Source organism: Psychrobacter sp. TWR1-1-1 (assembly GCF_049895865.1).
GTDB lineage: Bacteria > Pseudomonadota > Gammaproteobacteria > Pseudomonadales > Moraxellaceae > Psychrobacter > Psychrobacter immobilis_A.
The window spans coordinates 154582-173724 of the sequence record NZ_JAFCTE010000003.1; the positions used below are offsets into that span (position 1 = coordinate 154582).

Below are 19143 nucleotides of genomic sequence, written 5' to 3' on the forward strand. Positions count from 1 at the left end.
ATCATAGGACGCTCTTTGTGCCTATATCTGATAAGTTAACACGTTGATAAAATAATTAGGGGCTGTCCTAGGAGCGAACTCACTAGGCTGAACGTTTATGCTAAAAACAGCACTGCCACACAGCAAATGGCTAATAATAAACCCAATACATTAATACGGTTAAGCGACTCTTTAAACACACCGACCCCTATCAAGGTTGCCACTGCAATGACACCGACATTCATACCGGTAAAGACGATGCTAGGCGACTCGGACAATAATTGATGCGCACGTACATAAGCATAAATATTGCCCATATTGAGCGCACCTAATAACAATCCTGCTGCGAGCGCATTCCCCTGCCAGCGCACCCGCGTAATCAGCAAATAAATAAACAGCAGTAATCCTGCTAAACCAAAACTGACAAATAATGTAAGAGGAAAAGCAGCGCCCTGCTTGGCAACTTGCTTGAACAAGATATCAATAATGCCATAGCCTGCCCAGACGCCAAACAACCATAGCGGTGTATGCTTCGATTGTCTGCTAATCTGACCCTGCTGTGGACGATAAATCAACGCTCCGAGTGCTAGAAAGCCCAATAACAGTCCAAATATTCGCGTGCTGGTCAGTATTTCACCAAACAATAAAAAAGCCGCGACGATAGGAATAATCAACGATAGCCGCTGAGCCGCATCGGTTGCTACCATTCCCACAGATTCAATCGCCCTTCCAAGGACAATAAACACGGCGGGAAGCAGGATACCAAGCGCGATAATAATGCCCCATGCACTGCCAAGCGTACCGAGTCCACTGACGTCTGGCTTCAATAAAAACCACGTCAGCAGAAAAGCCACCGGATAGCCTGCGACGATAGTCTGCCGTATGTCTATATTTTTCTGTCGTAACACTTTTAGCAATACTGAAACGGCGACACTACAAAGCACCGCTATCGTCAAATATATCATGAGCTATTACCTTGTTAAACTGCCGCTTTATGGGGACATTATTCGCTCATCATTCATATACTGAAGATAAAGCGCGAACCGCCAATTAGGATAAAGCCATAGAATGTAACAAAGTATTTCTTACACAGCAATCTATTTATTGGCTTTTATTCGACTGCTGACAAGTAGCTCTTTAGCCTTCAATTTACAATTAGCATGCAGGTCTGATTGGGAAGTTTGCTAAAATAGTACTCAATCCTAATAACAAAAGTAAAGATTCAAAATAACGAGTAATGTCGTTGATTTTGGCGTACTGCTATTGATGTTTTATGACTGCCTATGAATGCTCTATTTCGATTTTTTGAAACTCGCCTCCCTGCCTTTCCTGAAACCCCTATGCCGCTACCTTCACCCCGTGAGGGCATGCTAAAGTTCTTGTGGGCGTGTACCAACGGTTTACGTGGCTGGCTATTGATATTTATGATTTTGTCTGCGGGCATTGGCATCTATGAAGCGATGCTATTTGCTTGGATTGGGAATATTGTTGACTGGCTAGGCGTCTATACACCGCAGAATCTGTGGTTAGAAAAAGGCGATATGCTACTGCTCATGCTAGCCGTCATGATCATGAGTCCGCTATGGATTGCATTGTCATCATTCATCCATTTTCAGACCTTGCAAGGCGTCTTTCCTATGCAAATGCGCTGGCGCTTTCACCAGCGGATGCTTGGGCAATCGATGCAGTTTTATCAAGATGAATTCTCTGGACGTGTCTCAGCCAAAGTAATGCAAACCGCACTGGCCGTACGTGATACAGTCATGACCGTCACCGACATGTTTATGTATGTCACCGTTTATTTTATTACGTCAGGTGTCATTTTATTTAATCTGGACAGCCTATTATTAATCCCGTTTATCGTTTGGCTAGTCTTGGTTGCGCTGACCATTTGGTACTTTATTCCTAAGCTCAAACAAACTGCCATTGTGCAAGCCGATGCCCGTGCCTTGATGACTGGCCGCATTACCGATGCTTATGCCAATATCATGACCGTCAAGCTGTTTAGCCATTCACGCCGTGAGCTGAGTTATGCCAAAAATGCCATGGGGCAATTTTTAGGTACCGTCCATGCACAGATGCGCTGGGTCAGTTACTTAGAAGTATCAACCCATCTAATCAGTGTGATTTTGGTTAGTGGCACTGCAGCTATTGGCTTATATTTATGGCAACAAGGCGCGGTCGGTGTCGGTGCGATTGCTGCCGCGACAGCCATGGCACTACGTTTGAACGGTTTGACTCGTTGGATCATGTGGCAAACTGCCAGTCTATTTGAAAGTATCGGAACCGTACAAGATGGCATGCGTACCTTATCAGCGCCGCAAAAAATCATTGATAAGCCCAATGCACCCGCTTTGAAAGTCACCGAAGGTCGTATCGTTTTTGATCATGTTGATTTCAGTTATGAGAATGATAGCGATGCGGTCGAAGGCGATAGCTTAGATACAGTGAAAACATCAGCAACGCCTACTACGAAGACTAAACTACTTGATAACTTTTATTTGGATATTAAACCCGGCGAAAAAATAGGCTTGGTTGGACGCTCAGGTGCCGGTAAATCTACCTTGGTTAATTTATTGTTACGCTTCTTTGATGTTGATAGCGGTAAAATCCTTATCGATGGACAAGCAATTGATGAAGTCACCCAAGAGTCTTTGCGCCAGCAGATAGGTATGGTGACGCAAGATACGTCTTTGCTACATCGGACAGTACGTGAAAATATCGCTTACGGTCGTCCTGACGCAACCGACGAAGAAATTATTACCGCTGCCAAACAAGCGCAAGCATGGGACTTTATTAAAGACTTATATGATGATAAAGGCAATACAGGACTTGATACCCAAGTCGGTGAGCGCGGCGTCAAACTATCTGGCGGTCAACGTCAGCGTATCGCCATCTCACGTGTTATGCTGAAAAATGCGCCCATCTTACTATTGGACGAAGCGACCAGCGCCCTTGACTCTGAGATTGAATTTGCCATTACCGAAAGCCTGAATGACATTATGACAGGTAAAACGGTCATTGCGATTGCCCATCGTCTCTCTACCATTGCCGCACTTGATCGATTGGTGGTCATGGATAAAGGTCAAATTATCGAACAAGGCAGCCATGATGAATTATTAAATCTACACGGTGTTTATGCTCGCTTGTGGCACCGTCAAAGTGGTGGTTTTTTAGGTGAAGACAGCTAAGTACAACCCTTAATTTTCATTAAAAATCAGACACAAGGAGGTGTGTACATTATGAAAGCATTTGCAAAAAATATTAATATTAGTGGAAAACAAGCGCGCTACTATAACCTTAGCCAGCTTACACCATCGATACAATCAAGTACTGCCTCTCGCGTGCCAGCACACTTTTATGGTGGCAATAGTTTTACCGTTGGTACTTATAGTCCCTTATTAAATGCGCTGGCAACTGACTTCAAAATCAGCTCGCTTGCACTTCGTGGCTATTGGTATGACAAGCCGCAGCGCCGTCGTCTTACGCGCGAGCAGGATGCTGAGATACTTATTGAATTTTTAGAAAAAACGCAAGACAAACCCATCGTTGGTATTGGTCATTCGCAAGGAGCCACTGCCACTGCCATCGCTGCAGCCCAGCGCCCAGATCTGTTTTCACAGCTCTATTTAATAGAGCCTGTGACGTTTACCAAACCACAAGCCCGACTCTATAATCTATTGCCGCGTAAGCTTCTGCTTAGTCGCGAACCGTTTAAAAGCACTCTCACCAAACAATCTACTTGGGCAAGCATCGATGATTATTATGAGAACTTACGCGCTCAACGTGCTTATAGGCGAATGAGTGATGCGCATTTGCGGGTATTTGCAGAGCAAAGTTTATCCAAAGATACCAGTGGCAGTTACACGCTGATATTTGCGCCTGAGCAAGAGCTCGCCAACTATTTCGGCGCGCCACATATCGATACCGCTCTCAAGCAATTAAGCTGTCCTTATACACTTATCACTGGTAAGCCGACGTTGTTTATTAACCATAAAGTGCGACAACAATGGCAAAAATTCGTCCCTGATGACAGCATCATATCTTTGTTAGATTATGGTCATCTACTGCCGATGGAAGCACCTGAATTATGTGCTCAAGTTATCAATGAGCATTATCATAGTCATAAATAAGCTGAGCCGTCTAAATGATGACTGACCTTTTTGCGCCTACACCGACTGACAATCTGTTGCCTTACGATGGTCAGGTCAATGACTTAGGAATAGTTATTCTTGAGGCTAACGCTCTGTATGAGAATTTACTAAATGAGCTACCTTGGCAGTCTGACATCGTGACGTTGTTTGGTAAAACGCATGTTACCACTCGCCAAATCGTCTGGATGGGTGACCACGATGTCAGTTATCATTACTCTGGACAGACGCGTCGAGCCATTCCATGGTCAAAGCAAATGTTGCACGTAAAACGATATATTGAGCAGCAGTTATCAAGCATTGATATCAACGTTGATTTTAATTCTTGCTTACTTAACCACTATCCCTCTGGTGCTGATGGCATGGGCTATCATGCCGACGATGAAAAAGAGCTGGGCGCGCAGCCGATTATCGCTTCTTTATCGCTCGGTGCTAGGCGAAAATTTGTTTTTAAACATAAAACTATTAGACAAGAGAACAAGCCCGTCAAAGTTGAGCTATATCTTGAATCCGGTCAGCTTATCGTTATGCATGGCGATACGCAGGATTTTTGGAAGCATACCATTACAAAAACTAAAACTGTCGCATCAGGGCGCATCAGCCTCACCTTTCGAAAAGTGCTATCGCATTAAATTAATGCAACTTAGTATAAGCTAGAGCGCGTCCTCGTTTTGAAAATGGTGATAAAAATGAGATAAACGGTAGCCAAACAAGGAAAATAGCTGATTAATATCGGGATATTAATCAGCTATTTGATGCAGTCTAGAAAGATTTAACCATTTTTAGCCCACTTAGTCGCATGCCTTCAGATTGAAGACATGCCCTAGCTCACTTTTAAAACAATCTTGCCAAAAGCAGCACCTTTTTGCAGCTCATGATGAGCCGAGACCACTTCAGACAATGGATATGTTTGCTGTATACGTAGCGTTAGCTTGCCATCAGCAACGAGCTGTAAAACTCGCGCCATATCTTCACCACTACGCTGCGCCTTATAACCTGCTACCTTTAACTGTTTCTGGCTACCCGCTTCTTTAAGTTTATCCACCCAAATCGTTGGTAACACATTGACGCGACCACCAGATTTGAGCACGCTAAGCGCTCGCACGCCTGCTTCATTACCAACCAAATCCAGTAGCACATCTGCCTGTAACTCAGGGAATTCACCATCTTTGGTATAATCAATCCAACCTGTAAGCTGATTGGTATCTATTATTTTATCAAGCTTGGCATATTTTTCTGGTGAGCAAATAACAGTCACCTTGATATTGTTTTTAGCCACTTTATCCATGAGCAGCTGAATCAACAAGTGACCCACGCCGCCTGCTGGCGCGTTTATCACCACATGCTCACCATCTTGAATATCTGCAAACTCTACAAACTGTATCGCCGTCTGTCCAATACAAGGCAGCGCACCTGCTTGCTCTAACGTGACAGAATCCGGTACTTTTGCCAGCATGTCAGCATCGACTGCTACATACTCTGCATAACAGCCACCATGAAAAGTCAGGGCAGCGACCTGTGTACCGATAGTAAATTGCTCACTACGACTATCGACCACAGTGCCTGACATATCAAACCCCAAAATTGCAGGCTCATTTTTATCAAACTTGTCTTTTTGAATGGCATCAGCGCCCCAGCCTTTGCCTTGACGCGTTTTGTAATCGACAGGATTGATACCCGCGTAAGCAACTTTGACCAATACCTGGTTATCTGTTAACACAGGAATGGCCACATCCTCTTGATAGCTCATCACTTCAGGTTCGCCAAACTCACGTATGAGTACGGCATGTTGGGTCGTTGGTAGCGGGTTATGAGAAAGAGTAGACATCGTTATATATCCTTATAGGTATCTATTGCTTTATTTTTGCATTCAATTTTATTTTTAGTGAATAACTTAAGCTTATCTAATAATCATTTATAAATGTGCCAATTCCGCACTGAGTGGCAGATGATCAGACAGTGTCGACCATGGTTTGCCCGTATGCACCCAAGCATTTTTCACTCTTAGATTACGCACATAAATACGATCTAAGCTCAGCACAGGAAGCTTGGCTGGAAAAGTTGGCAGCAGTTTACCATGACAATGCTTGAAAGCTTCGGTCATACCCAAGCTAGTAGCCAGCTTATCACAAGACATTTTTTTCCAATCATTAAAATCTCCTGCCAAAATCAGTGGTTGATCAGGTGCAATCTCATTGCGAACATAGTTGGCAATGGCTTCATATTGCTTGATGCGATCACGCTCAAACAAATTTAGGTGTGCACACAGTACAACCACTGGTACATCCCATCCAACTGGTTGTACTTCGCAGTGCAAGACGCCGCGCTGCTCAAGCTTATTAACGGTGATATTGACGTTATGCTTAGGATCCAATGGAAAACGGCTCAATACCGCATTGCCATGATGACCGTTTTCATACTCTGAGTTTTTACCATAGCTATTTTGCAGCTGTAAATACTCACCAAACCATTCATGTTGCGATTGGTCAGGATATTCGTTGTACTGCATATTGCGCTTAAGATTCTGACCTTGCACTTCTTGGAGACATAGTACATCAGAGCCAATGATATTAAGGGCTTGGGCGATACCTTGTATTTTAACTTGGCGATTCATCGGCGACATGCCTTTATGAATGTTATAGCTGGTTAGCACAAAAGAGGTTGTGGTAGTCATAAAATTAGTCATCATACTTAAAATAAATGGAACATTGATTATCTCGCCACACTGATTGCAAGTGACGCCTAAATACTGATTTTTGAGAAGCTGATAGCGCTGATTGCTGTAGTAATTTTTCATCAACCTTATAGTCGCCACCATAATAACCAGTAGCGTCTACTGGCTGACCTGTCTTGGCGTTACAAATTGCAGAGTTACCACGGATGGCGAATTTTTGCTGCCCTTCGTACATGATTACTTTCATCTCATCGTAACTTACGTCACCACGACAACCGAGATAATAAGGCACACTCACTTCGACAACACCGTTATTATTAATATCAGTCACTACGGCGGTGTTTTTAGCGAATTCTGCGATTACATCTAACCCATCGCAGGGTACATAATCATATATTTGCCATACTCGTAAAACCTCTTGTTCATCTATAACATATAAATGCGTGAAGACCTCTCCTGCTGGCTCGCCGGGGCTATTGGTTGAATTGAAACGCTGTAATTGAACCAAATACTGTTCTCCTACTGTGCCAATCCAAGAACGAATAGCAACAATATCTTTGGTCTTTAGCCTCATTTTATTTTTTTTAGAGTCTATTTGATAATAGTTTTGAATAGAAGGCGGCAATTGACCCCATGATAGATGGCTCACAGATATATTATTCACATCTGTCTCTGCCATACTGAGACTGGAGCTAAAGGCTATCATTGCTGTGACGCTAAATAGCATGAGAGTATTTGGTATGTTATTTCGCATCATTTAACAATCTACGGCAATCAAGCATATGTTTTAGGTAAAGGCTTAATATATCATCAATGTAAAAAGAGCATTGATTCTTATCGAACCAATGCTCCCATATTATACCTATCTTCTATCAATGGCGAATTCGCAAAGGATTGTCATCAATAAGCACTATCTAGCAATTAATAGCGTGTCACCAAAGCAATTGGTTGATCTTCACCCATAATATCTTGTGGCATAAATACTGCTTCGCCACCATTATGAATGACATGCTCAATGATTTCGCCAATGGCATCATCAGTAACGCCTTCTGAAGCCGCATCATCTGCAAGACTCAAAGTCTGTGCCTTTTCATCAATTTTGGCTGATTGTATATAACCACGACGGACATAAAGCGTCTCGCCTGCACCTTGGAAGGCACTGCGGTAGACTTCTTGTAGATCTGTTTGTAACATATTGGCACCGCGTGCTTTATCAATCTCACCCATGGCAGCTTGATGCAGTGATGTACGATAGCCTTCCACCGCCTCTTGCACACTATTGATAATATGCTGAGCACTACCATCCTCTAGATTGGTCGCATTTGACACTGTGGCAATGATGTTGTCTGGACGATCACAAACTTCTTTATAGTAGCCGATATTTTTAGCATCGCCAACGACGACCAAAGGCATTTTATGCTCACCCCACAGCTCTTGGACACTTTTATCGACCTGATTAAAAAACTCTTTTAGATAGCTACTTTCATTATTAGACGAGCGATCCGATCCACCGTCGCCTGTCGTATATAGACCATTGTTTTCAATAGGGAATGGAATATTATCCATATTTTTTTGCAGGTCGTCGTCCTTATCGAACTCTCTCACCACGCGATCATTAGACGCTTCAATCAAACGGGCATTATCACGAGTGAGCACCAAGGTGTAATAATGCACCGCGCTTGCCATATCACGCACTAAATCTCGAGTCGCAAAACGATGTGAAATCACCACACGCTCCGTGGTGTCAATCGGCATACGGATAACTTGCACATCGTCGGTACTGGCAAAAATAGCCAAGGTATCAAGATTTAAGTTGTGATTGAGCTCTTTGGTCTTATCATGAATCTTATCGAGTATGGTAGTCGCTGTGCGCTTATCGTATTCGTTGGTTAAGCGTTCTTCAGCCACTTTTAATTGGTTCTTCAGGGCAATGGGATCTTGATCATTAGCAGGATGCTCGCGATGAGTCTTAACAAAGATACTAACCGCAGGATTGGCTTTGGTTTCACGTAAACTTTTGAGAGTCGCTTTCATTTATTGCTCCTTGTTTTATTATCATTTACTTTTAACATTGTGATTTTTACTATGAATCAACTGATTCATAGTTTCTGCTATCAGTAGTACTTAATCTTTTTATTCCATTGCCTTGATGCTAGCAGTCAAACCTCACTCGCTGTAGGGTTAATTTGCAAGCAAATGATAGCGCTTTGTAAGTAGAACACTCTGTATTGTTCTAAAAGACTGACTGATCCCTTTTAAACCCCTTAAATATCCACTATCTTCTCGATTCACTTTCTTTACAGTTAATGCTTAGGTTGCATTTTCGTCAAACGAACCCATCTTTTATATAGCTTATCAATGAGACAGCAAAAAAGAAAAATAACAGAAAGCTACTGACGTTCTAGATTTTGCGACAAGCCAATCTCTTATACAAAACGACGTTTACTCAATAATAATTCATTCACTACGATCAGATATCGGATACTTTTATGAAAACCCTTCCTACAGATTTACGCCTTGTCGATTTTGACAACGTTTCGCCAAGTACATTACAAAGCCATGTCATCAGTGCAATCGATGCAGCCAATACATTTTTAGATGAGATGAGCGCAGATACTGACAGCCATAACAGCCCGACTAATATCAGTGCTGAGCAAGCACTGGCCGATGTGATGACTTTTGATCATATTAATCTGGCATTGGATCGCAGTTGGGGTATTTTATCGCACCTCAATAGTGTCATGAGCAATGACGACATTCGTCATGTCCATCATGAACTGCTACCTAAATTATCTGCTTATGGCACACGAGTGGGACAGCATCAGCCGCTATTTAGTCGCTATCAAACCATCGTCAATGACACAGCATTTTTTGCTACGCTTGAGCCTGCACGAGCGCGGGCTATTGAGCTTGCGCTACGCAGTTTTGAGCTGTCAGGCGTCGCATTACCAAAAGATGAACAAGAAAAGTTTGCAGCTATTCAAAGTCAGCTTTCTACCTTATCAGCGACCTTTTCAGACAATGTACTGGATGCCACCCAAGCTTATGCCTTACCGCTGCAGCAAGAGCAATTGGCAGGTCTAACCGAAAGTGGTTTGGCATTATTGGCAGATGTAGGTGAGCAATATAAAGCCAATCAGCTTGCCAGCGGTGCACTCACGCAAGATGATATTGAAGCGCTACCAACACCTTATTATGTGGCAAGTTTAAACATTCCTGTCTATCTCGCTATCATGACGCATGCGGATGATCGCAGTTTGCGTGAGACTATGTACCGTGCTTATGTCACCCGTGCTTCTGAGTTTGATGCGCATACCAATGCCAAAGGTGAGTCGCTAAACAACGCCGATATCATGAGTCAAATTCTGCAATTACGTGAGCAAAAAGCCAAGCTATTAGGTTTTGACAATTATGCAGAAGTCTCACTATCGACTAAAATGGCAGACAACGTGGCAGAAGTAGAAACCTTTTTACGGAGTTTGGCCACGCAAGCAACTCCAGCGGCTAAGCAAGACTTAGCTCAGTTGCAAAAGTATGCGCAGGATTATGATATTGAGGAGTTACAGGCGTGGGACAGTGCTTATATCGCTGAAAAAGTCAAACAAAGCGAGTTCAGCTTATCGCAAGAAGAAATCCGCCCGTACTTTCCTTTACCAAAAGTAATTAGCGGATTATTTGCCATCGTTGAGCGTTTGTACGGTATCAAAGTCCAAGAGCAAAGTGAATCCGTATCACGCTGGCACGACGATGTCAGCTTTTATCAGTTGTTTGATGCTGATGATAACGTGCTTGGCGGCTTTTACTTTGACTTATTTGCTCGTAGTGGTAAACGCGGCGGCGCGTGGATGAGTGGTTTTCAGTCGCGTTATAGTTATGATGAAGAAAATCATCAGCAATTGCCCGTCTGCTTTATGGTGGGCAACTTTACCCCTGCCCTCGATGGCAAACCAAGTCTATTGACTCACGATGAGGTACTGACGCTATTCCATGAGTTTGGTCATGGTCTCCATCATTTATTAACCCAAGTGACGGTCGGTGATGTCGCTGGGGTCAATGGCGTTGAATGGGATGCGGTCGAGCTGCCCAGTCAGTTTATGGAAAACTGGGCGTGGGATGCCGAAGGTATTGCGCTGATTAGTAGCCACGTCGAAACGGGTGCGCCATTACCAAAAGACAAACTTGCAGCATTATTGGCGGTGAAGAATTTCCAGAGCGGCATGCAAACCCTACGTCAAATCGAATTCGCACTGTTTGACTTATTGATTCATGCGCATACGCCAGCGCTTGATTATGACGGTATATTAGCCACGCTAAATACCGTTCGAGACGACATTGCTATCATGCAAACACCTGACTATAACCGTTTTGCCAACGGCTTTAGTCATATCTTTGCAGGCGGCTATGCGGCAGGTTATTACTCGTATAAATGGGCAGAGTTGCTATCGGCAGATGCCTTTAGTAAGTTTGAAGAAGAAGGTATTTTTAACCCTGTCACTGGTAAAGCCTTCCGTGAGACAATTTTATCCGTTGGTGGTAGTTTCCCTGCCAAGACCAACTTTGAAAACTTCCGTGGTCGTAGCGCCAGCATTGATGCGTTATTACGTCATAGCGGTTTTGCTGATATTAAAAAAGGCAGTGCTGCTGCTAATGCCTCAACAACACATGGGATGATTTAAATGCGCTATCAATCAACGCGACCAAAGCGGCAGTTTTTATCCGGTGTTCGCTGCCCTAAGTGTCAGGCGATGGATGCGGTGGTGCAAGTAAGCATCGTCACACCTGCGCCAGATGAGTATATAGAATGTACGCAGTGCGGACATACAGAGCATCGCCCCGACCCTGATGCTATCAGTGCCAAAAACCATGCTGAAGACCAAATTGCTCGTGATGCTATGGCTACTGGTACCAGTGGCACAGTAAAGTTCAAACTTTAAATATTAAGCGTCAAGTATTAATAGCTACCAGCCTATCTAGCAATAGATAGGCTTTTTATTTTGAGTTTGCTATAGTATGGCTACTTATATTTCTAACATAAATCGACTATAGTATGAAAAGCCAAAAAATGCGTCCTCTGTCAACCAAATCACTGAAAAAAAAGCCCACTAAGTTACGCCAGAAATGGTGGTCAATTATTATATTAGCGGCATTATTGATTGGCTACTTGGTCTGGAAAAACAATTCGATAGACACTAATACTGCGCCTATCGAAAGTACACCGTCGACTACCGAACCAGATAGCGCTACTCAATTAGATGCTACGTCCTTAGGTAATAATGACAATAGTTTAAACAATAGTGACTTAACGTCAAATACTAATGAGACAACCACAGTTAATCAAATACCTAATGCTGATGCCATCTTAAATGCGGCTTTGCCAGAAACAGATAGTCTTGCCAAAGAAGAAATAGATCGCTTAGAAGACGAGCGTAAGCGCTTAGCCGAACAAGAAAAATTGGCTGCTGAACAACTGACGATGAACAAGCAATTAACTGATATGAAAGCAGAGCAAATCGCCCTACTTGAACAACAAATAGCGCAATTAGAAGCCGAGACAAACGGCGACAACCAGTAGCTCATTATTTAGACTTTTATCAAGGGGCTGACAATGGCGACTTTGCAACTTACCCACGCCCCTATCTTAAATAGTAGCGCGCAGCTGCTTATTCTACCAGTCAATACTGCAGGGATTCTTTTAGACCCTGTTCTCACAAAAGCTAAAACTTTATTTGCTGATAATTATCAACGTTACTATCGCGCATGCCGCGATGGCAGTCTGAGTGTTGGCAGCTGCTTACTGCATAAACGCGTGCTTGAGCAAGCTGGTTTAAGCATCAGCAGTAATGGCAATCAGCCCAGTTATATTGCTAATCTTGTGGTATCAAATCATCCTTACCACCCCACACGGTCACAATGGTTAATTGCCGCATTGAATGATTTATCTGAGCAGCTTATCCCGCTTATCCGTTATCAAGGTATTCGTAGAATTGCCCTCCTCGCACGCCCACTTATTCATAACCACTCACGAAATGAGACAGCTAACGTGTCTAACGCAGCCAATTTAGCAAACGCAGGCTCACTTGCGTTAGACTGGCATGCTGATATCTTACCGTTACTCTTACAGCACCTACAAGACTTGCCAAAACTTCGTATCGATATTCACCTTCCTAAAGACTTTAATATAGACCAATCACTTTGATATAGGCCAGTTACTTTAATAAGATATTCTACTGCAAACAAGATTTTACACCCATAAAAAAACCGCCTTAAGCACTCATGACGAGAGACTTAAAGCGGTTTTTAGATGTTGACTATATTAGATATCGATTAGCTTTGTTCGATACCTTTCATAGTCAATTTAATACGACCACGGTTATCAACGTCTTGGACGAAGACTTTAACGATCTGACCTTCTTTTAGGTAGTCAGAAACATTCTCAACGCGCTCTTCAGCGATTTGTGAGATGTGTACCAAGCCATCAGTGTTTGGCAAGACGTTAATAAACGCGCCAAAATCAACGATACGAGCAACCGTACCTTCATAAGTTTTGCCCACTTCAACTTCTGCCGTCAACGCTTCGATTCTACCGATAGCTGCTTTAGTTGCCGCTTTGTTTTCACCAAAGATACGAATCGTGCCGCCATCATCGATATCGATAACTGCGCCAGTCTCTTCGGTTAGCTGACGAATCATCGCGCCGCCTTTACCGATTACGTCACGGATTTTGTCCGGATTGATTTCGATAACCGCATAGTTTGGTGCATGAGCGTTGATTTCAGTACGGCTCTCAGGCAATACTTTATTCATCGCATCTAAGATGTGGATACGACCGGCATGGGCTTGCTTAAGCGCTTGCTCCATGATGTCAGGCGTAATACCTTCGATTTTGATGTCCATCTGCAGCGCAGTGATACCATCTTTAGAACCAGCAACTTTAAAATCCATATCGCCAAGATGATCTTCATCACCTAAGATGTCTGATAGTACAGCGAAACGCTCACCTTCTTTAACCAGACCCATGGCGATACCAGCAACTGGTGCTTTTAGTGGAACACCAGCATCCATCAATGCCAAACTTGCACCACAAACAGACGCCATAGAAGATGAACCGTTTGACTCAGTAATCTCTGATACCACACGGATGACATACGGGAAGCGTTCGCTATCCGGTAGCATCGCTTGTACACCACGGCGTGCTAAACGGCCATGACCAATTTCACGACGTTTTGGAATACCTTCGCGGCCCGTCTCACCAACTGAGAAATGTGGGAAGTTGTAATGCAGCATGAAATGGTCACGAATCGTGCCACCTAGTGAGTCAATCATGTTGACATCACGGCTGTTACCAAGCGTGGTCGTAACCAATGCTTGCGTTTCACCGCGTGTGAACAATGCTGAACCATGCGTGTATGGCAATACACCAACTTGTACGTCAAGAGCACGAACAGTCTCAAGGTCACGACCATCAATACGCGGCTTACCTGACAAGATATTGTCACGAACCGTACGATATTTAAGATCGTCATAGATTTCTTTAAGCTCAGATACTGTATCAGCGTAAGTTTCTGACTCAGCATCACCAGCAAGTGCATCAATAATTGACTGCTTGATTTCATCAAGCTTAGTGTAGCGCGCTTGCTTATCAGTAATCGTATAAGCGTCAGCAACTTGCTCGCCAAACTGCTCTTTCATGCTGCTGGTAAGCGCTTGATCACGCTCAGGGGCAGTATACTGCTGCTTAGCAGTACCGATTTCTTCTGCCATTGAAGCAATGTTATCAATAACGATTTGCTGTTGCTGATGACCATATAATACCGCGCCTAGCATTTGATCTTCTGACAGCTCTGCTGCTTCAGATTCAACCATTAGTACCGCAGATTTCGTACCAGCCACAACCAAATCAAGATCACTCTCTTTAAGCTGCTCAATTGTTGGGTTCAGGATGTACTCGCCGTTGATGAAGCCAACACGGGCAGCTGCGACAGGACCATTGAATGGTGCATCAGAGATGGCCAATGCTGCTGAAGCACCGATTAAGGCTGCGATATCTGCAGACTGAGTTTTATCTGATGAAACAACCGTTGCCGTAATTTGAATTTCGTTAACATAACCTTCAGGGAATAGCGGACGAATCGGGCGGTCAATCAAGCGTGAGGTTAGGGTTTCGAACTCGCTTGCACGACCTTCACGTTTGCCATAGGCACCTGGAATTTTGCCCGCTGCATACATTTTTTCTTGATAATTAACCGTTAGCGGAAAGAAGTTTTGACCTTCTTTAGCTTCTGATTTTACCACTGCTGCGACAAGTACCGTAACGCCGCCCATGTGTACTAAGATAGAGTTTGCTTGACGAGCAATACGACCTGTCTCGATCACAACCTGTTGGTTGCCATACTGAAATTCACGCTTAATGGTGTTAAACATTGTCATATAATCTTCCTAATGTTGACTGACGAAAGTAATATCAGCATTATAAAAATGCTGATATTTTTCATTAAAATTCTGTGTATGTGACTACTAGTGTATATGACTAATAATTGACAGTCTTTCTCTCAGAAATCATCTCAACCAGTGCCAATAACATTACCTAGTTATTCCATATGCCTATCGGTGCTAGACATCGTACTATTGTGTATATTTGGTCATTCAATTTTGGCTTTACTATAAATACTATCAAAAAGACCTTAAGTCAAAAGACTTCGGTGCTAAAAACCCTATAGGCTATTTTTCTGCACTTTTGAGAGTTGGATATTAGCGCAGCTAGCTATTCTATAAGCTAAGAAACGGGTATTTTATAAATAGTCAACATATATGTAGTAGATATACTATCAAACTCACAAGGCATTATTTTACAGTGATTTATAGCCATTGACCAATGAATTGCGGAACACAGCAATTATCGATAGAAAACACTTAACTCTAGGCTCTAGTATTACTGTTTTTACGAAAACTTCTATTACCTACTTTGAATTGGTCTTTATAACCAATGCTATCCAAAATCAATCTTGAAAATGAATAAGCATAAAAAAACGGCGTGAAACTATTCCACACCGTTTTTAGAAAAATCTATTTTATCGATAGCAACAAGCAAGTTCCAAGCGATTCAGCAAAACTTCTAGAATAGCACCATATGATGGCTTCTTTTATCTTAGCATCCGCTCGTACTATTGTCGTTAGATTAACGACGTAGACCTAACTGGCTGATAAGCGTGGTGTAACGACCAAGATCTTTACCTTTTAGGTAATCAAGCAATTTACGACGCGTGTTAACCATACGGATAAGACCGCGACGGCTATGATGATCAGCTTTATGTGCTTTAAAATGGTTCTGCAAATCGTTGATACGAGCACTCAATAGAGCTACTTGAACTTCTGGAGAACCAGTGTCATTTTCGCCACGTTGGTATTGAGCAATGATTTGTTCGCGATCGGTATTAGTTAGCATGAATATCTCCGGCAATGCTAAAAGCTTTAAGACATTCTCGAATTTGAGTAAGATCTAAAGCAGTAGAATAGTAAATAAAATAACCTGCACGTCATTCAGGACAACCCTGCATTACTAGAGTTGACCTAGTGTACGACAAGCTAATTAGTCATAACGACCATTTAGGATAAGTTGCGATGAGAGAGCACTTAATATAACTATCCGTTTTGGACAGCCTATGAAGCACGATGTCTTATCTTAACCTAATGTAAATGTGACAGTGATTATAACAAAAAACTGCTGAACTAGCAGCAGTTTTTCATAATACTTGTAAAGTCAGATTTATTTTTTATAGTTAAATCATCCGTCAATAGGCAATAGAATTTGCTTATTTCTTGACGTCATCTTCCGTCGCGTTACCGCCTAGTTCATCATCTTCAAGCGGTGCAGCTGTGGTAACTTCTGCTAAACTATCAGGAGTAGCATGCTCGCTAGGATTGATGTCTTCTGCAAGCCTTTCAATCTCTTTTTCTTGCTCATTCATGTTATTCAATGAATTACTCATATTAGCTCCTGAATTATTATTTTTTGAAGTAGCTGTTTTATACTTTTTACATTGAGATGCAAATGTCATCAGTGATATTGAGATGATAAGCAAATATATCAGTGTCACCTTATTATGGATGACACTTTACGTACTCTACTTGTCTTCTTTAGCATTTCCTAGGTTGTCCGCAATACGATCTGCTGCGGCTTCACTATCTTCAGTATGATTGTTCTCAGTTTGGCTTTTAAGCGCTGCAGTTGCTGACTCAGAACGTTGTTGCTCAAGCTTGGTATCGTTTGGATTAGAATTTGACATAATATTTTCCTCAGTTACGGTTGTGAACGTTTAAGAAATATAAATAATTAATTATTCAGTAAATGGGTAGAAAAATTAAGATAATGCCTTATCAATAGCATCAACGAAATTGCTGATATCATCTGGATTACGTGAGGTAATCAAATTACCGTCTACCTGTACTGTTTGATCTACAAATTTTGCACCAGCGTTTTCTAAATCTATCTGCAGCGTATGATAAGCAGTGAGCGTTTTACCTTTGGCAATACCTGTATTGATAAGTGCCCAAGGAGCATGGCAAATGACAGCTAATGGCTTGCCTGCATCATTGATAGCATTGATAATACTATGAGCCTCTTCATTGCCACGAATCGTATCCGCATTGACAGTACCACCTGGTAGTACCAACGCATCATAATCAGAAATGCTTGCGTCTTTTGCAAAAATATCAGCAATAAAGGTGTCGCCTTTGTCTACATCTTGCTGCATGGCTTGCACTTCTTTTTCTTTATTTGTGGTTATAAGAAGTGTCTTGTAACCTTTATCTTTGAGTTGATTATTAACCTCTTCGTATTCTGCTTGCTCGAAGTTATTGTGTAGTAAAAAAGCGATGGTTTTCATGATATTCCTTTTCTCGTTATGAGTGATTTTCTTTTAGTTGTTTTATTATTCATACTTTATTTTTATGAGTCGTTGTTATTATTGGCTGTATAGTCTTCCTCTGACCCATCTTGTTCCTATTAAATATTCTCTTTCGAACCTAGTTTTTATTTTTGATATATGACTTTTTATCTTATTATTTTTTTATGTTCTTATTCTTAGAGTCTTAGTTCGATTTATTTTTCTATCCAGACTTCCTATCCGGTAGATCTAAAGTACAAAAAAAACAGGTTCCACCATAGGTGAAACCTGCAATAAAATGTGAGGATATGTGATTAGTGTAAACTATTAGTAAGCTAAATCGTGTTTAAACGAGGGTTATACAAGAACCGTAACATTAACGCTGGATTAATTTTTTAGGCTGCAATCTACCGTTGAGACTTACGGCACCCAATCCAAGAAACTGACCTTGCTGATTTATCAAACGAATATCAACTGGAATCTCATGGATCAAGGGTTGTTGGTCATCGTTACTACTAACCATATCACTATCTAGATGTATATCGTTGTTTTCTGACACAGACGACTGATGGCTGATACTAGTTGAAATATAGTCGCGCAGACTGTCTGTCAGTTGCTCAAATACATTCAAACGTTGACCCATGTGTATACGCTCACACTGCTCATCCGTCAATACCATCTCAGCTTCTATATTAATGCAAGCATCTACTGGCATCAATTGCTCTTGCCTGTTATCAAACGCTAATACTTCCAAGTCTGACAAAGTAATCGCATCATTGATTTTAAAATCACCAACCTGCGTACGGCGTAATGCAGTCAAATGCCCCAATGTACCCATCGCTTTGGCGATGTCTTCACCGAGTACACGCACATAAGTACCTTTAGTACAGGTCACTGTCAATTGAATTTTCTCATGATTAAGCGCTTTTAGATCAATGGCCTTGATTACAATATCTCTAGGCGCTCGTTCTACCTCAATTCCCGCACGAGCATACTCATAGAGTTTTTTGCCATCTTTTTTTAGTGCAGAATACATTGGCGGTATCTGCTGCTGAACACCTAAAAACTGCTGGGCGACTTTGTCTAAAAGTACATCATCAAATTTTGGAATGGGTGCTTGTGCAACGATTTGACCATCGGCATCACCAGTATCAGTTTGACCACCAAGTAGAATAGTTGCTTGATAAGATTTATCTGCATCTAGCTGATAATGACTAAATTTCGTCGCTTCACCCATACAAATCGGCAATAGACCGGTTGCCATTGGATCAAGTGTCCCTGTGTGCCCCGCTTTTTTACTGTCATGATTTGGCGACTTAAAAAGATACTTCACCTTCGATACGACTTGCTGAGAGGTCATACCTTGAGGCTTGTCGACTAAAATAACACCCGAGACTTTAATCTTGTTAAAGTGATTACTAGACTTTTTATCCGCTTGCGTAGATGCGATAGACAT

18 protein-coding genes are annotated in these 19143 nt (G+C 42.2%); 7 read left to right on the plus strand and 11 right to left on the minus strand.

Features of this window, described 5'->3' with window-relative positions:
- Nucleotides 1-95: 95 nt before the first annotated feature.
- Nucleotides 96-944 carry a hypothetical protein gene (locus tag ACP69U_RS04415; RefSeq protein WP_045454888.1) on the minus strand — a complete coding sequence of 283 codons (849 nt, stop codon included), beginning with the start codon at nucleotides 942-944 and terminating at the stop codon, nucleotides 96-98.
- Nucleotides 945-1262: 318 nt separating this feature from the next.
- Between ACP69U_RS04415 and ACP69U_RS04420 the strand changes: the two genes are divergently transcribed.
- From ACP69U_RS04420 to ACP69U_RS04430, 3 genes are read left to right on the plus strand one after another with little or no spacing between them, the layout of a single operon-like run.
- The gene (locus ACP69U_RS04420; RefSeq protein WP_426137929.1) at nucleotides 1263-3170 is read left to right on the plus strand and encodes an ABC transporter ATP-binding protein; all 1908 of its coding nucleotides are present in this window, start codon (nucleotides 1263-1265) and stop codon (nucleotides 3168-3170) included.
- A gap of 51 nt (nucleotides 3171-3221) precedes the next feature.
- Complete coding sequence (locus ACP69U_RS04425; protein ID WP_201501766.1) at nucleotides 3222-4112, plus strand: alpha/beta fold hydrolase; 891 nt, start codon at nucleotides 3222-3224, stop codon at nucleotides 4110-4112.
- A gap of 17 nt (nucleotides 4113-4129) precedes the next feature.
- The gene (locus ACP69U_RS04430; RefSeq protein ID WP_426138020.1) at nucleotides 4130-4762 is read left to right on the plus strand and encodes an alpha-ketoglutarate-dependent dioxygenase AlkB family protein; all 633 of its coding nucleotides are present in this window, start codon (nucleotides 4130-4132) and stop codon (nucleotides 4760-4762) included.
- A 191-nt stretch (nucleotides 4763-4953) separates the two neighbouring features.
- Here the strand turns inward: ACP69U_RS04430 and ACP69U_RS04435 are convergent, their stop codons facing one another.
- The 4 genes from ACP69U_RS04435 to ACP69U_RS04450 all read right to left on the minus strand — a co-directional run bounded on the left by ACP69U_RS04435 (nucleotide 4954) and on the right by ACP69U_RS04450 (nucleotide 8838).
- Nucleotides 4954-5958, minus strand: a complete 1005-nt coding sequence (locus ACP69U_RS04435; protein ID WP_426137930.1) for an NADP-dependent oxidoreductase — start codon at nucleotides 5956-5958, stop codon at nucleotides 4954-4956.
- An 87-nt stretch (nucleotides 5959-6045) separates the two neighbouring features.
- The gene (locus ACP69U_RS04440; RefSeq protein WP_426137931.1) at nucleotides 6046-6804 is read right to left on the minus strand and encodes an endonuclease/exonuclease/phosphatase family protein; all 759 of its coding nucleotides are present in this window, start codon (nucleotides 6802-6804) and stop codon (nucleotides 6046-6048) included.
- A gap of 4 nt (nucleotides 6805-6808) precedes the next feature.
- On the minus strand, nucleotides 6809-7561 hold the full coding sequence (locus ACP69U_RS04445; RefSeq protein ID WP_426137932.1) for a M949_RS01915 family surface polysaccharide biosynthesis protein: 753 nt from the start codon (nucleotides 7559-7561) through the stop codon (nucleotides 6809-6811).
- Between the two features lie 164 nt (nucleotides 7562-7725).
- A complete protein-coding gene (locus ACP69U_RS04450; RefSeq protein WP_045443051.1) occupies nucleotides 7726-8838 on the minus strand; it encodes a hypothetical protein in 1113 nt (370 codons plus the stop codon).
- 455 nt (nucleotides 8839-9293) lie between these two features.
- Between ACP69U_RS04450 and ACP69U_RS04455 the strand changes: the two genes are divergently transcribed.
- The 4 genes from ACP69U_RS04455 to ACP69U_RS04470 all read left to right on the plus strand — a co-directional run bounded on the left by ACP69U_RS04455 (nucleotide 9294) and on the right by ACP69U_RS04470 (nucleotide 13000).
- Nucleotides 9294-11480 carry a M3 family metallopeptidase gene (locus ACP69U_RS04455; RefSeq protein WP_426137933.1) on the plus strand — a complete coding sequence of 729 codons (2187 nt, stop codon included), beginning with the start codon at nucleotides 9294-9296 and terminating at the stop codon, nucleotides 11478-11480.
- Complete coding sequence (locus ACP69U_RS04460; protein WP_426137934.1) at nucleotides 11481-11738, plus strand: YheV family putative metal-binding protein; 258 nt, start codon at nucleotides 11481-11483, stop codon at nucleotides 11736-11738.
- 113 nt (nucleotides 11739-11851) lie between these two features.
- Nucleotides 11852-12376, plus strand: coding sequence for a hypothetical protein (locus tag ACP69U_RS04465; RefSeq protein WP_426137935.1), 525 nt, complete (start codon nucleotides 11852-11854; stop codon nucleotides 12374-12376).
- A 33-nt stretch (nucleotides 12377-12409) separates the two neighbouring features.
- Nucleotides 12410-13000: a hypothetical protein gene (locus tag ACP69U_RS04470; RefSeq protein WP_045454879.1), complete on the plus strand. Its 591-nt coding sequence runs from the start codon at nucleotides 12410-12412 to the stop codon at nucleotides 12998-13000.
- 128 nt (nucleotides 13001-13128) lie between these two features.
- On the opposite strand, the gene pnp is transcribed toward ACP69U_RS04470, so the two are convergent.
- The 6 genes from pnp to truB form a co-directional block, all read right to left on the minus strand.
- Complete coding sequence (gene pnp, locus ACP69U_RS04475; protein WP_201501757.1) at nucleotides 13129-15231, minus strand: polyribonucleotide nucleotidyltransferase; 2103 nt, start codon at nucleotides 15229-15231, stop codon at nucleotides 13129-13131.
- 748 nt (nucleotides 15232-15979) lie between these two features.
- Entirely contained in the window at nucleotides 15980-16246 is a 267-nt protein-coding gene (gene rpsO / locus ACP69U_RS04480) for a 30S ribosomal protein S15 (protein ID WP_045443035.1), read from the minus strand.
- A gap of 367 nt (nucleotides 16247-16613) precedes the next feature.
- Entirely contained in the window at nucleotides 16614-16790 is a 177-nt protein-coding gene (locus tag ACP69U_RS04485) for a hypothetical protein (RefSeq protein ID WP_167541661.1), read from the minus strand.
- A gap of 135 nt (nucleotides 16791-16925) precedes the next feature.
- Nucleotides 16926-17087 carry a hypothetical protein gene (locus ACP69U_RS04490; RefSeq protein WP_157292328.1) on the minus strand — a complete coding sequence of 54 codons (162 nt, stop codon included), beginning with the start codon at nucleotides 17085-17087 and terminating at the stop codon, nucleotides 16926-16928.
- A 75-nt stretch (nucleotides 17088-17162) separates the two neighbouring features.
- Entirely contained in the window at nucleotides 17163-17687 is a 525-nt protein-coding gene (locus tag ACP69U_RS04495; RefSeq protein ID WP_045454877.1) for a type 1 glutamine amidotransferase domain-containing protein, read from the minus strand.
- Nucleotides 17688-18063: 376 nt separating this feature from the next.
- On the minus strand, nucleotides 18064-19143 hold the full coding sequence (gene truB, locus ACP69U_RS04500; RefSeq protein ID WP_045454875.1) for a tRNA pseudouridine(55) synthase TruB: 1080 nt from the start codon (nucleotides 19141-19143) through the stop codon (nucleotides 18064-18066).

Bases quoted from the DNA above. Each gene is read 5' to 3' on its own strand.
- ACP69U_RS04415 (WP_045454888.1), bottom strand. From the start codon at position 944: ATGATATATTTGACGATAGCGGTGCTTTGTAGTGTCGCCGTTTCAGTA.
- ACP69U_RS04420 (WP_426137929.1), top strand. From the start codon at position 1,263: ATGAATGCTCTATTTCGATTTTTTGAAACTCGCCTCCCTGCCTTTCCT.
- ACP69U_RS04425 (WP_201501766.1), top strand. From the start codon at position 3,222: ATGAAAGCATTTGCAAAAAATATTAATATTAGTGGAAAACAAGCGCGC.
- ACP69U_RS04430 (WP_426138020.1), top strand. From the start codon at position 4,130: ATGACTGACCTTTTTGCGCCTACACCGACTGACAATCTGTTGCCTTAC.
- ACP69U_RS04435 (WP_426137930.1), bottom strand. From the start codon at position 5,958: ATGTCTACTCTTTCTCATAACCCGCTACCAACGACCCAACATGCCGTA.
- ACP69U_RS04440 (WP_426137931.1), bottom strand. From the start codon at position 6,804: ATGACTACCACAACCTCTTTTGTGCTAACCAGCTATAACATTCATAAA.
- ACP69U_RS04445 (WP_426137932.1), bottom strand. From the start codon at position 7,561: ATGATGCGAAATAACATACCAAATACTCTCATGCTATTTAGCGTCACA.
- ACP69U_RS04450 (WP_045443051.1), bottom strand. From the start codon at position 8,838: ATGAAAGCGACTCTCAAAAGTTTACGTGAAACCAAAGCCAATCCTGCG.
- ACP69U_RS04455 (WP_426137933.1), top strand. From the start codon at position 9,294: ATGAAAACCCTTCCTACAGATTTACGCCTTGTCGATTTTGACAACGTT.
- ACP69U_RS04460 (WP_426137934.1), top strand. From the start codon at position 11,481: ATGCGCTATCAATCAACGCGACCAAAGCGGCAGTTTTTATCCGGTGTT.
- ACP69U_RS04465 (WP_426137935.1), top strand. From the start codon at position 11,852: ATGAAAAGCCAAAAAATGCGTCCTCTGTCAACCAAATCACTGAAAAAA.
- ACP69U_RS04470 (WP_045454879.1), top strand. From the start codon at position 12,410: ATGGCGACTTTGCAACTTACCCACGCCCCTATCTTAAATAGTAGCGCG.
- pnp (WP_201501757.1), bottom strand. From the start codon at position 15,231: ATGACAATGTTTAACACCATTAAGCGTGAATTTCAGTATGGCAACCAA.
- rpsO (WP_045443035.1), bottom strand. From the start codon at position 16,246: ATGCTAACTAATACCGATCGCGAACAAATCATTGCTCAATACCAACGT.
- ACP69U_RS04485 (WP_167541661.1), bottom strand. From the start codon at position 16,790: ATGAGTAATTCATTGAATAACATGAATGAGCAAGAAAAAGAGATTGAA.
- ACP69U_RS04490 (WP_157292328.1), bottom strand. From the start codon at position 17,087: ATGTCAAATTCTAATCCAAACGATACCAAGCTTGAGCAACAACGTTCT.
- ACP69U_RS04495 (WP_045454877.1), bottom strand. From the start codon at position 17,687: ATGAAAACCATCGCTTTTTTACTACACAATAACTTCGAGCAAGCAGAA.
- truB (WP_045454875.1), bottom strand. From the start codon at position 19,143: ATGTCTATCGCATCTACGCAAGCGGATAAAAAGTCTAGTAATCACTTT.